Source organism: Halorubrum sp. AS12, assembly GCF_051122765.1.
Lineage (GTDB): Archaea > Halobacteriota > Halobacteria > Halobacteriales > Haloferacaceae > Halorubrum > Halorubrum trapanicum.
In genome coordinates this window covers 2356693-2368177 of record NZ_CP185385.1, presented here as the reverse complement: position 1 = coordinate 2368177, position 11485 = coordinate 2356693, and the positions used below count along the sequence as shown (strand labels likewise).

Here is an 11485-nt window from a genome sequence, read left to right as displayed (position 1 = left end):
ATCCGGGAACCGGATCCTGGCGGCCGCGTCGGCGATCTCGCGGCGCTTCAGCAGGCCGAATCCGAAGACGATGACCGCGAAGCCGGGGACGGTGAACGCGGTGACCGGCTCGTCGAGCAGCAGGGCGCCCGCGACGGTCGCGACGATCGGCACGACGTAGGAGACGAGGTTGATCTCGCAGGGACCGAGCCGCCCCAGAACAGCGCGAGCAGACAGAACAGCGCGGCGTTTCGGTACCGTGACACGGTCGACCCGCTCAGTAGCCGCGGACGATGAGGTAGTCCGCGAGGTCTTCGAGCAGGCTCCGAGAGCCGCTCTCGGGGAGCTGTTCGAGGTGTTCCTTCGAGCGCGCGGTGAGGTCCGCGGCGGTCTCCCGGGCGTACTCGATGGAGCCGGCTTCTTCCAGCGCCGCCACGGCGTCGTCGATGGCCGCCTCGGTCACCTCGGCGGGCGTGTCGGCGTCGACGAGGCCGTCGACATCGATCCCCTGCTGGCGCGCGTGGAGGGTGATCAGCGTCTCTTTCCCCTCGACGAGGTCGGAGCCGCGCTGTTTCCCCAGATCCTCGGAGGGGACCGTGATATCGAGCACGTCGTCTTGGATCTGGAACGCGCGCCCGGAGTCGATCCCGTACCGGTAGAGGGCGTCGACGACCTCCTCGTCGGCGCCGAGCAGGAGGGCGGGCGTCGCCGCCGACGCGCCGTACAGCACCGCAGTCTTCAGCTCGACCATGTCGAGGTACTCCTCCGGCAGGATGTCGTCCCGGCTCTCGAAGGCGACGTCGAGCGCCTGTCCCTCGCAGATCTCGGTACAGGTCGACGCGAGCATCCGCATCGCCTCCAGCCCGTTCTGCGGGTCGGCGCCCGTCTCGGTCATGAACTCGAACGCCTTCGAGTAGAGCGTGTCGCCCGCGAGGATCGCCGTCGAGAGGTCGTACGCCTCGTGGACCGCGGGGACGCCCCGACGCAGGTCGTCCTCGTCCATGATGTCGTCGTGGATCAGCGTGAACGACTGGATCACCTCGATGGCGACCGCGGCCCGCATCACGTCGACGTCGTCGCCGTCGAGCGACGGGAACGCGCGGAAGTCCGCGTCCATCGGCTCGGTGCCGGTGACCGCCTCGGCGGCCAGCGTCGTCACCGTCGGGCGGAGCCGCTTCCCGCCGGCTTCGAGGATGTAGCGAGTCGCCTCGTACAGCCGCTCCGGCTCCTGTACCGGCAGCTCCTCGTCGATAGCGGCGTTGACGAGGTCACGCCGCTCGCGGATGGCGTCCAGCACCCGCGCCTCCTTCGTCTCGCTCGTCATTCGACGAGCTGGATGGTGGACCCGTTCTGCGTGACGTGGACGTCACGTCCGAGCTTGTACCCCTGCGACTTCGCGAGGTCGACGTACGGCGAGCGCCCCTTCAGCGTCTGGTGGCCGGGGATGAGGTGCTGGGGCTGGAGCGCGTCGAGCATCTCGTAGTGGCCCTCCTCGCGGAGGTGGCCGGAGACGTGGATGTCGTCGTAGAGGCGCGCGCCCTGCATCCGGAGCAGCTGTTCGGACTGGTAGCGCTGCCCCTCGTTGGTCGGCTCCGGAATGATGCTGGCACTGAAGACGACCTTGTCGCCGTCGTCGATTTCGTACGGGGTCTCGCCGCGGCCCATGCGAGTGAGCATCGCGCGCGGCTCGCCCTGGTGGCCCGTCACGATGGGGAGGAAGTTCCCCTTCCCCTCCTTCATGATCCGCTTGAACGCGCGGTCGACGGACTTGCGGTGCCCGTACATGCCGACGTCGCCCTGGAAGTCGACGAAGTCGAGGCGTTCCGCGGTGCCCGAGTACTTCTCCATCGAGCGCCCGAGCAGGACCGGCTGCCGGCCGATCTCGCGGGCGTACTCGACGAGCGTCTTCACGCGGGCGATGTGAGAGGAGAACGTGGTGGCGACGATGCCGCCGGTGTAGTCCTCCATCGACTTCAGCGTGTCCTCGACGTGCTTTTTCGCGTACGACTCGGAGGGCGTCCGGCCCTTCCGGCCGGCGTTCGTACAGTCCTCGATGTACGCGAGGACGCCCTCGTCCTGCCGACCGATCTCGCGGAACCGCTCCATGTCGATCGGGTCGCCGATGACGGGGTCGTGGTCCAGTCGCTTGTCGAGCCCGTAGACGACCGCGCCCTCGGGCGTGTGGAGGACGGGGTTGATCGCGTCGATGATCGAGTGGGTGACGTTGACGAACTCCATCTCGACCTGCTCGGAGTCGCCGATCGCCATCGAGGCCCCCGGCTTCATCTTCACGAGGTCGTTGTCGACCTGGAACTTCCCCTCGTCTTCGATCTGCTGGCGCACCAGCTCGATCGTGTACGGCGCGGAGACGATCGGCGCGTCGTAGCGGTGGGCGAGCTTCGGGATCCCCGCGATGTGGTCGAGGTGACCGTGGGTGGGGACGATCGCCTTGACGTCGCCTTCGAGTTCGCTCATGACCCGGTCGTCCGGGATGGCGCCCATGTCGATCAGGTCGAGGCTGTGGATGCTTTCGGTCTCCACGTTGTCGTGGATGAGGACCTTACTGAGGTTCAGGCCCATGTCGAAGATGACGATGTCCTCGCCCGCTCGGACCGCCGTCATCTGTCGACCGACCTCTTCGTAACCGCCGAGTGTCGCAATTTCTATTTCCATGGTGTGCGTGTCTGACGCCGTGGTCGGCGTCGATCACTGAAACCCCGCAAGGAGCCGTCAGCGCTGCGTCGTACCGCGCGTCGTTGAGGCCCCGCTACGGCCGAGTCGTCGCGACTCACCGTGTCCCGCGGGAGTGTGGTACCTCGGCGTACTCCCGCCCACGTTAAAAACTCCCGGGTTCGGTTGCGCGGCGGCGGTTCGCGTCCGAACGGGGCGGCGAGGGACCGCGTTTTAACCGAGCTGACGACGGAAGCTCCGGGCGAGTCCCGCAAAGCGTTTCACGCTCTCAGTCGAATCGCCGACGATGGCAGACGTTCCCCGCCGCCGAGCCCTCCTCGCGGCCGCGTCAGGGATCGCCGCCCTGGCCGGCTGCGCCGGCAGCGAGACCGCGTCGAACAGCTACCCGACCGCCAATCAACCGATCGACGACTACGAACTGGAGAAGGCCCGCGACGAGAGCGGCGGCGTGCTGGTCACCGCGGACGACGAACTCCCGTCGCTGTCGGCCGACGAGCGGGCGAGACAGGGGCGAGCGACGCGGCGCGTGCTGGTGGCGGACGCCAACCTCGCGGAGCTCACCTTCGCCGGGACGGATGCGGGTGAGACGCTCCGGTCGTTCTGCGCCGCGACCGACTTCGACGCGGCGTCGGTGTACCTGCTCGCGATGCCCGTGGACGCCTGCCGGGAGATCCGGTTCCGGTCGGTGGCCGTCGAGCCGGACCAACTCGCGGCCGGCGACCTCCACCCCCACGCCGACTTCTGTGAGGCGTACCGCCCGGCGGACATCGACTGCGGCGCCGACGAGACCCACACCGTCGGGTTCGCGATCCGGCTCCCCGTCGCCGCCGACAGCTCGACCGGGAGCGGGCGGGGGATGAGCAGCTCCTGTGGACGAGTGGAACCACCGACCGTGTTCAACGCGGCGGCGGCGTCCGGAAGCGGCGGTGATGACGCGTGACCCGCGGATCGGGTTCGGATCGCGGATCGGATTCGCGCCGCGGATTCCTCGCCGGAGTCGCGACGGCCGGCGCGGCGGCGGTTGCCGGCTGCTCCGCGCTCCCGTTCACCGGCGACGAGGAGCGTCGGGAGCAGCCCGTGTCGCTCCCGTCGGACGCCGTCGGATCGATCGAGTGGCCGGCGTCGCCGTTCCCGGCGACCGTCCCCGCGTCGCTCGCGGACGCCCATGAGACGCGTGCCCGCGGGATGCTCGCCGACGTGCCGGCCGATCCGGACGTACCCAACGCTGCGGTGGCGACGGCGATCGGCGACGACCGCGAGCAGGCGATGCGGCGCGTGGACGCCGAGATTGCCGACGAGTGGCCGGTCGACGCGCTCTCGGCGTGGCGCCGTCGCCGGGAGGACGCCGCGGAGGTCCGCGGCGCGTACCGCGCGGCCACCGGGACCGACGACGGAGCGGATCTCGCCGCCCAGCGCCGCGCGGTCCGCGACGACCGCGGGGCGCTCGCTTCCGGTATCGAGTACCGGGGCGAATCGGCCGTGGAGGCGGTGCTGGCGTACGAGCCGGTCGAGTCGCTGCTCGCGGAGTGTGCGAGAAACGTCCGGCCTCGGGTGACGTACCCCGCCGATCCGGTCGCCGAACCCTTCCGCGCGGGCGAGGCGGTCGCCCGCGTCGAGCGCTCGCGGGCGGCCGTCGCCGACGCCGCGGGGCTGCGCGAGGCGTACCTCGACGGCCGCGACGGGGCGGCGCCGCGGTGGGCGTCGCTGGTCGCGGCTGCCGACGGGCTGCGCGGGTCGGTGAGCCGGACGCGTTCGACCGTCCGTGAGCGTACCGGCGGCGAGGAGCCGCTCGGCGATGAGGACCTGAGCGGCACGGTCGCACAGGAGCTGGTCGCCGTGGCCGAGCTCGGGATTGGGTCGACGGTCGAGGACGTCGAGCGGGCGATCGACGCCGGCGACCACGCGACCGCGGCCGTCGAGGCCGGCACCGCGCTGGCCGAGAGCGAGGCGTACCGGACGGCGATCAACGAGATCCGCGACGGCGAACACCGGGACGTTCCCACGGAGGCGTCGGTTCGGTCGACCGCCGAGCGGGCGCGGGCGACGGTGAGCGAGGTCGTCGACGCCGATGATCCGCTTGCGACGCGGCTCGTCCGGCCCGGGCTGGAAATAGTCGGGTACGTCGACGACCGAATCGATGAGGGGTACGGCTCGGCGCGGCGGAGTCAGGCGGAACTGGCGTACGCCGACCTGTACGCGAGCGCGGTCCCGGCAGCGGCCGCGTTCGTCCGCGAGCGGCTGGAGTGAGCGCCGGTCGGGGGCGACCGAAAACGGGTTCGTGTCAAACCGACCGGCCTCGGGACCGGCGTCCCGGTATTTTTATTACCGCGACGGGCGGCGGTACGGACAATGAGTGGACGACCCCTCGACGTGCTCGAAGCGTCGCTCGAGGAGCCGGTGACGGTACACCTGAAGGACGGCACGACGTACTACGGAGTCCTGGGCGGCTACGACCAGCACATGAACGTCGTCATCGAACCGGAGACCGACGTGGACGACCGCGTCGACGACGACCTCGACGGTGAGTTCGCGGTCGCGATCGAAGACACAACGATTATACGCGGCGATAACGTCGTTACCATCAAAGCATGACCGGAGCAGGTACGCCCTCTCAGGGAAAGAAGAACAAGACGGTCCACGTGAAGTGTCGACGCTGCGGCGAGAAGTCCTACCACATCAAAAAGGAGCGCTGCTCCTCGTGCGGCTTCGGCAATTCCGCCTCGCGTCGCGATTACGCCTGGCAGTCGAAGACCGGCGACAACTGAACTGCGGTCTCTTCGGTTTCTTCTCGCTTCAGTCCGCGCAGTCGTACGTTTATAAGTAGAGTGGCGAGAGACGGCGAATACCTCCGAGACTCAACCGCTTGCTTATAAACGCCTGCTGACGGAAGAGCGGCGAACACCGCCAAATCCCCAGCCGGGAGGCCGCAGTACGCTCGTTGCGCTCCTCGTCGCTCGCGGTGCTCGCTCCTGCGGTGCTTACATCGCCTACTGCGGCCTCCCGACTGCCCCTTTGAGTCCCGCCCCGCACAGCACCGCAACCGCACCTCGCGCCTCCCCAGCCTCGCGGTTCGCGCTCTTCGAGCGCTCACCGCGTCCCTCGCGCGTGCTGCTCGGCCGCAGAGCGGCCTCGCAGGCACGCGCCACCGCATGGGGCCCGTAGTTGCGGTTCGCCACGACACCGCCGGGACCCAAACCGTTTCCCGCGGCGGTAGCCGTGTCCGAACATGGACCTCTCAGTCGTTGACCTCTCGCCGGTCCCCCGGGGCGGCACCGCGGCGGACGCCTTCGAGAACACGGTCGACGCCGCGAAACACGCCGAGCGACTTGGCTACGAGCGGTTCTGGGTCGCCGAACACCACGGGATGGGCGACCGCCTCGCGGGCACCACGCCCGAGGTGCTGCTCGGCCGCCTCGCTGGCGCGACCGACTCGATCCGGATCGGCTCCGGCGCCGTGCTCATGAACCACTACAGCCCGTTCAAGGTGGCCGAGTCGTTCGGCGTCCTCGACGGCCTGGCCCCCGGCCGCGTCGACCTCGGGATGGGGCGCGCCAACGGCTCGCCCGCGTCGGACCGCGCGCTCGGCACCGACCGGCGCGTCGAGAACCCGAACGAGGACCACCGCGAGCGGATCACGGCGGTCGTGAACCACCTCCGCGACGACTACCCGCCGGACCACCCGTACAGCGACCTGTCCGTGCCGGGGTCCGACGAGGGACCGGCCGTCCCGTGGGTCCTGGGATCGAGTCCGTCGAGCGGGAAGCTCGCGGGCGAGCTGGGGCTGCGCTACTGCTTCGCCGCCTTCATCCGCCCCGGGTTCGCCGAGCGCGCGTTCGCGGCGTACCGCGAGGCGTTCGACCCCGAATCCGGACCCGGAGGCCTCGACGAGCCGCGGGGGATGGTCGCGGTCAACGCGGTCGCGGCGGAGACGGACGAGGCCGCGGCCCGGCGGCGCGCGCCCGCAGAGGCGACGTTCCGACGGATGCAGCGCGGCGAACTGGGCGACGAGACGCCCACGGTGGCGGAGGCGGTCGACGAGCTGGGCGGCGCGCCGGACCCGACGCCCGCGACGCTGGACGACGACGAGTGGCCGCGGGCGATCTCCGGGAGTCCGGAGACGATTTCGGGGCTGTTGGAGCAGTTGGCCGACCGCGTCGGCGTCGACGAAATGATGATCCAGCACACCGTGCCGGACCACGACGACGCGCTCGACTCGCACGCGCTCCTCGCCGAGGCGATGGATCTGGACTCGCAGGCATAAATTGACTCCAGCGCGGGAGCCGCTCTCGGTCCCACGAAGGCTCTTTGAGAGGCAGTCGAGAACAGATCGGTGACGGACACGGCCAAAGCCCCAGCCGCGAGGACTCGCGCGGCTTGCTGCGCTCCTCAGTCGCTCGCGGTGCTCGCTCTTTGCGGTGCTTACTGCGCCGTGCTTCGTCCTCGCGACTGCCCCTTTGAGTCCCACCCCGTACAGCACCGCAACCGCCCTCACGCCTCCCCAGCCTCGTCGGCCGGTCTCCGCTTCGCTCCGACCGGCCGACTCCAGCGAGGGACCGAAGGTCCCTCTGGCAGCCGGCGCGTAGCGCCGGCGACCTCGCGCGTGCTGTCTCGCGGCCAAGGGCCGCTCGCAGGCACGCGCCACCGCGGATTGATTTATAAACAATGACGCGGTCAGGGCCGCACTCGTGGCGCTATTCCACGCGCTCGCGGGCCGCAGCGATCAGCATCGGGAGCATCACGGTCGCGTCGCCGTAGACAGAGGCGTTGCGCGCGTCCTTCTCCAGTTTCCCCCACGAGCGCGCCTCTTCGAGGGTCGCGCCGGAGAGCCCGCCGGTCGCCTCCGGGTCCATCGTGATCTGGACGGCGTAGTCGTACGCGCGGGGCGTGACGAGCATCGTCTGGAGCGTGAAGTTCTTCGGCACGCCGCCGCCGACGAGCAGGCAGCCCGCGTCGTCGGCGTCGAACGCGAGGTCGGTCAGCTCCGTCATGTCCGCGAGGGCGTCGAGCGTGAAGTCAGCGGTCTGGGCGTACATCCACGCCTGAAGCCCCAGCACGGAGTCTTGAACCGCGGGACAGTAGATCGGCACGTCGCACTCGTAGGCGGCGGCCGCGACGCCCGGCCCTTCGGGGACGTCGTCGCGCTCGTTGACCTCGGCGTTCGCGCGGCCGAGTTCGCGCGTGAGGTCCGCGATGGAGACGGCGTCGTCGCCCGCTCCGCTCCCGTCTTCGGCGTCGGGGTCGGCTTCCAGCGCCGGGAACACCTTCTCGCGGAGGTGCCCCTCGAACTCCGCGAAGTGCTCTTGGGGAAGGTAGACGTTGTAGATGCGGTCGACCCCCTCGTCGCGGAGTCCCTCGTCGTGCTCGCGGAGGCTCTTCTCGGGGTCGTGGGTCCGTCCGTGGTGGTGTTTCCCGCCGATCGCCTCGATGGCGTCGTGGGTGAGGTTCGCCCCGGTGGTCACCACGGCGTCGACGTACCCGTCGCGGATGAGGTCGGCGACGATCCGGCGCATGCCGGCGGGCACCATCGCGCCCGCGAGCGAGAGGAACACCGTACAGTCCTCGTTTTCGAACATCTCCGCGAGCACGTCGCCCGCCTCGTTGACCGCGGCGGCGCCGATCCCCGCGTCGCCGTAGCCGTCGACGAGTTCGCTCACCGTCATCCCGGCCGTCGCGCGGGTGTGGCCCATCGGGTCCTCGCCGAACTCCTCGCGGTGCGGCTCGTGGCCGCCGTGATCGTCGTGATCGTGGCCGTCGCCCGCCGCGTCGTGCTCGTCGCGTGCGTCGCGTTCCCCGTCGGCGTTCCCGGCGTCCGCGGCGTCGTCCCGCGTCCCCTCGTCGCTGTCGGTCATGGCTCCGGATGGGGTCGGCGCGCGTTTGAAACGACCGATTTATCGGCCGACGCTCCCGCCGCTCACGGGCGGGAACAGCGCCAGTTCGTCGCCCGCTTCGAGGGTCGCGTCGAGTCCGTCGTCGTGACGGACGCTGCGCCCGTTCCGGAGGACGTTGATGTGGTCCGCGACGGTCCCGTCCTCGATGACGCGGTCCCGCAGGTCGGGGTGTGCGTCCAACAGCGCGTCGAGGGCGTCGCCGACCGTGTCCCCCGGCTCCGCGTCGACGGTCACGGCGCGGCCGCCCGCGATCTCCGCGAGGTCGGCGAACAGCTTCCACTCCATACGCGGATCCCCGCGCGGACGACTCAAGAGCGTTGCGTCCCGTCGGGGTCGGCGGGGTCGTCGCTCGGGGCGGTGTCGCCGCCGTCGGTCGAGGCGATGCCGTCGCCGTCGTCGAGTTCGGCGTCGCGCTCGGCCGCGGACGCCGTCCCGTTTGATCCGCCCGATCCGCCACCCTCGTCGGACGCCGCGGCGGCCGTCTCGAACCGGCGAATCGCGTCCGGGCGCCCGACGAGATACACCAGATCCCCGGCGTCGAAGGTGTACGACCCCGGCGGGATCGGCTGGACGGACCCCTCCGCCGGGCGGACCGCGGCGACGACGGCCCCGACCTCGCCGACCGTGCTCCCGTCGAGGTCGCTCCCGGCCGCGACGGTGACGGAGGCCATCGTCTCGTCGGCGTTCCGCAGCAGGGAGGCGAACTCGCGGTCCGCCTGCGGCTCCGCGGGGAGCGTCACGACCCGGTACCCGCCCTCGTCTGTCAGGCGCTCGGCGTCCGACTCGTCGAGCGCGACGGTAACGGCGTCGCCGGCGACGCCGCGCAGCTCGCCGGTCGCGACTCGCTCCGGCTCCGGATCGTCGCGCCACAGCTGAACCGTGTCGCCGACGGTCGCGTTGTTCGGCGGGTCCGCCGAGACCGCGACCGCCGCCGACCCCGGCGCGAGCGTCGGGCCGAGTCCGGCGGCGCGGGAGCCGACCGCGAAGTAGTCGACCGTCCCGTCGGCGTCGAGGTCGACGTCGACGTAGCCGACGCCGTACTCCTCCTTGAGCCGGGCGACGAGCCGCTCGCGGAGGGTCGCCTCCGAGAGCTTCCGCGGGAAGAGCAGGGTCGTCTCGGCGAGCTCCGCCTTCTTCTCCGGCGAGACGGGGTCGTACGTGTCCATGTCGGCGATCTCGTCAGCCGGCGGGAGCGTCACCGCCGTGAACCGCCCCACGACGCGCACGACCCCGCTCAGCTCGCCGTCGAGCTGTTTGGCCCCCGAGAGCGCGAACACGTCGACCGCGAGGCGGTCGCCCGCGTACCGGCCGACCGGGGCCATCACCGCCGCTACGCCGAGCGAGACGAGGTTGAAGAACACGCTCTCGGGCGCCAACAGCGCCGGGTTGTCGCCGACCGCGACCGATCCCAGCGAGGTCGTGTTGAGGTATAAGGCGACCACGGAGACGCCGATAAGCCCGGTCACGCCCTCGGGGATCTCCGCGCGAAAGTACCAGCGGTAGGCCAGCGCCGCGCTCCCGGCGACGAGGGCGGCGACGACCGCGAACGTGACGAGGGCGACCGCCGCCTGCCGGGGGCGCGCGAAGCCGACGTCCACGGCGCTGGCGACGGCGAGCGCGAGCGTCACGCGGCCACCTCCGCGAACCGGTCGAGCGCGTCGCGGCTCCCGACGACGAACAGGTCGTCGCCCGCCGACAGCGACTGCGACCCGCTGGGCGCGATCGTCCACGACTCGTGGCGGGCCGCGAGGACGGCCACGTCGTACGCCTCGCGGATCTCGGCCTCGCCGATGGTGTGGCCGTCCAGCGGCCCGCCGGCGACGACCGAGACCTTGCGGAACCGCTTCCCGGTCCGGCGCAGCAGGGCCGTGAGCTCGTACTCGCGACGGGTGCCCCGCGACAGCACCAGTACGCGCCCACGGTCGGCGCGGAGGAGCGTTGCCGCCTCCGAGCGGTCGAGCGCGAGCGTCACCCGTCCCTCGCCGCCGGTGGTCGTGGGCGCGGTCGCCGCGGGCGGAGAGGCGACGGCGTCCTCGCCGCCGTCGGTCCGAGCGTCATCGTCCGGGTCCGGGTCGTCGCCCGCGGCGGGGGAGTTCGGTGCCGCGGCCGCTCCCGGCTCCGGCTTCCCGCTCGATCGGGCGGCGAGCACGGCACCCTCGGTTCTGAGGTCGGGTGTGATCACTCGGACCACGTCCCCGCGGGCGATCCCGGTCGGCACGAGCGCCGACACCGACACCGCGCGCTTCCCGGCCGGAACCCGCTTCGAGAGCGCCCCCGTCGGCGGCGCGGCGGAGACGGTCGCGCGCGCCTGCTCGTCGATCCGGACCGCCACGTCGGCGAGGTCGAGCTCGGTCCGGAGCCGCTCCGCGAACCGGTCTTCCAGCTCCGCGAGCGGGAGGTCGGCCGGGAACGTCCAGTCGCCGTCGAGGATCGCCCGGCGAGTCTCGGCCGGCAGCGGCGGGTACCCCTCCATGTCGTTCACCTCGCCGGCGACTTCGACGGAGACGCGTCCGCGGCCGCCGACGAGTTCGATCACGTCGGTCGAGAGCGTCCGGTCGCGGAGCTGTTTGAGCGAGATCCGCTTGGGAACGCTGGCGCCGAGCCGGTCTCCCTGGGCGTGGGCGTACAGCGAGATCATCAACACGACGATGATCGCCGTGAGGATCGCCGGCGCGCGCTCCGACGACCGGATCGCCTCGTCGTTGAGGGCGAGCAGCCCACCGTTGATCCCGGCGATCGCGAGCGACAACACGACCACCCCGAGCCCAGGGATCGTCACGTCGGTCACGTACTTGAACACGAACCCGAGAGTCCCGGCCACCAGCGCGGGGACGATCCCGGTGATGACGCCGAGGTAGATTCCGAAGACGATCTCGACGGGCAGCGACATACGCCCCTCAACCGGCGGCGCGGTTAAACGTGTATCG

At 70.9% G+C, this 11485-nt stretch carries 11 protein-coding genes and 1 pseudogene; 5 read left to right on the top strand and 7 right to left on the bottom strand.

From position 1 onward, the window contains the following. Positions 1-3 precede the first annotated feature (3 nt). From ACODNG_RS12055 to ACODNG_RS12045, 3 genes and pseudogenes are all read right to left on the bottom strand, one after another. Positions 4-201: pseudogene (locus ACODNG_RS12055) on the bottom strand (DMT family transporter); the annotation flags it as partial. A gap of 55 nt (positions 202-256) precedes the next feature. Further along, positions 257-1303 (bottom strand): geranylfarnesyl diphosphate synthase, encoded by a 1047-nt coding sequence (idsA3, locus tag ACODNG_RS12050; RefSeq protein WP_434521503.1) that lies wholly within the window; start codon positions 1301-1303, stop codon positions 257-259. Continuing rightward, positions 1300-2652, bottom strand: coding sequence for an MBL fold metallo-hydrolase (locus ACODNG_RS12045; protein WP_434521502.1), 1353 nt, complete (start codon positions 2650-2652; stop codon positions 1300-1302). The genes idsA3 and ACODNG_RS12045 overlap by 4 nt, the downstream gene beginning before the upstream one ends. A 304-nt stretch (positions 2653-2956) precedes the next feature. Here ACODNG_RS12045 and ACODNG_RS12040 point away from each other — a divergent pair, with 304 nt between their 5' ends. From ACODNG_RS12040 to ACODNG_RS12020, 5 genes are all read left to right on the top strand, one after another. Then, a complete protein-coding gene (locus ACODNG_RS12040) occupies positions 2957-3610 on the top strand; it encodes a hypothetical protein (protein ID WP_434521501.1) in 654 nt (217 codons plus the stop codon). Next, positions 3607-4917, top strand: a complete 1311-nt coding sequence (locus ACODNG_RS12035) for a twin-arginine translocation signal domain-containing protein (RefSeq protein WP_434521500.1) — start codon at positions 3607-3609, stop codon at positions 4915-4917. Before ACODNG_RS12040 ends, ACODNG_RS12035 begins: the two co-directional genes overlap by 4 nt. Positions 4918-5019: 102 nt before the next feature. Continuing rightward, positions 5020-5262, top strand: a complete 243-nt coding sequence (locus ACODNG_RS12030; protein ID WP_210113335.1) for an LSM domain-containing protein — start codon at positions 5020-5022, stop codon at positions 5260-5262. After that, complete coding sequence (locus ACODNG_RS12025; RefSeq protein ID WP_434521499.1) at positions 5259-5435, top strand: 50S ribosomal protein L37e; 177 nt, start codon at positions 5259-5261, stop codon at positions 5433-5435. The genes ACODNG_RS12030 and ACODNG_RS12025 overlap by 4 nt, the downstream gene beginning before the upstream one ends. 461 nt (positions 5436-5896) lie before the next feature. Further along, positions 5897-6931 (top strand): LLM class flavin-dependent oxidoreductase, encoded by a 1035-nt coding sequence (locus ACODNG_RS12020; RefSeq protein WP_434521498.1) that lies wholly within the window; start codon positions 5897-5899, stop codon positions 6929-6931. Between the two features lie 430 nt (positions 6932-7361). Here ACODNG_RS12020 and ACODNG_RS12015 read toward each other — a convergent pair whose 3' ends face one another. The 4 genes from ACODNG_RS12015 to ACODNG_RS12000 are packed head-to-tail and all read right to left on the bottom strand — an operon-like array spanning position 7362 to position 11448. Next, on the bottom strand, positions 7362-8519 hold the full coding sequence (locus ACODNG_RS12015) for a deoxyhypusine synthase (RefSeq protein WP_434521497.1): 1158 nt from the start codon (positions 8517-8519) through the stop codon (positions 7362-7364). A 39-nt stretch (positions 8520-8558) separates the two neighbouring features. Further along, entirely contained in the window at positions 8559-8843 is a 285-nt protein-coding gene (locus ACODNG_RS12010) for a ubiquitin-like small modifier protein 1 (protein ID WP_434521496.1), read from the bottom strand. 23 nt (positions 8844-8866) lie between these two features. After that, positions 8867-10186, bottom strand: a complete 1320-nt coding sequence (locus ACODNG_RS12005; protein ID WP_434521495.1) for a TrkA C-terminal domain-containing protein — start codon at positions 10184-10186, stop codon at positions 8867-8869. Beyond that, complete coding sequence (locus ACODNG_RS12000; protein ID WP_434521494.1) at positions 10183-11448, bottom strand: potassium channel family protein; 1266 nt, start codon at positions 11446-11448, stop codon at positions 10183-10185. The genes ACODNG_RS12005 and ACODNG_RS12000 overlap by 4 nt, the downstream gene beginning before the upstream one ends. Between the last annotated feature and the right edge of the window lie 37 nt (positions 11449-11485).

What these genes read in the sequence shown, in the direction of transcription:
- idsA3 (WP_434521503.1), bottom strand. Translation starts at nt 1,303, where the DNA reads ATGACGAGCGAGACGAAGGAGGCGCGGGTGCTGGACGCCATCCGCGAG.
- ACODNG_RS12045 (WP_434521502.1), bottom strand. Translation starts at nt 2,652, where the DNA reads ATGGAAATAGAAATTGCGACACTCGGCGGTTACGAAGAGGTCGGTCGA.
- ACODNG_RS12040 (WP_434521501.1), top strand. Translation starts at nt 2,957, where the DNA reads ATGGCAGACGTTCCCCGCCGCCGAGCCCTCCTCGCGGCCGCGTCAGGG.
- ACODNG_RS12030 (WP_210113335.1), top strand. Translation starts at nt 5,020, where the DNA reads ATGAGTGGACGACCCCTCGACGTGCTCGAAGCGTCGCTCGAGGAGCCG.
- ACODNG_RS12025 (WP_434521499.1), top strand. Translation starts at nt 5,259, where the DNA reads ATGACCGGAGCAGGTACGCCCTCTCAGGGAAAGAAGAACAAGACGGTC.
- ACODNG_RS12020 (WP_434521498.1), top strand. Translation starts at nt 5,897, where the DNA reads ATGGACCTCTCAGTCGTTGACCTCTCGCCGGTCCCCCGGGGCGGCACC.
- ACODNG_RS12015 (WP_434521497.1), bottom strand. Translation starts at nt 8,519, where the DNA reads ATGACCGACAGCGACGAGGGGACGCGGGACGACGCCGCGGACGCCGGG.
- ACODNG_RS12010 (WP_434521496.1), bottom strand. Translation starts at nt 8,843, where the DNA reads ATGGAGTGGAAGCTGTTCGCCGACCTCGCGGAGATCGCGGGCGGCCGC.
- ACODNG_RS12000 (WP_434521494.1), bottom strand. Translation starts at nt 11,448, where the DNA reads ATGTCGCTGCCCGTCGAGATCGTCTTCGGAATCTACCTCGGCGTCATC.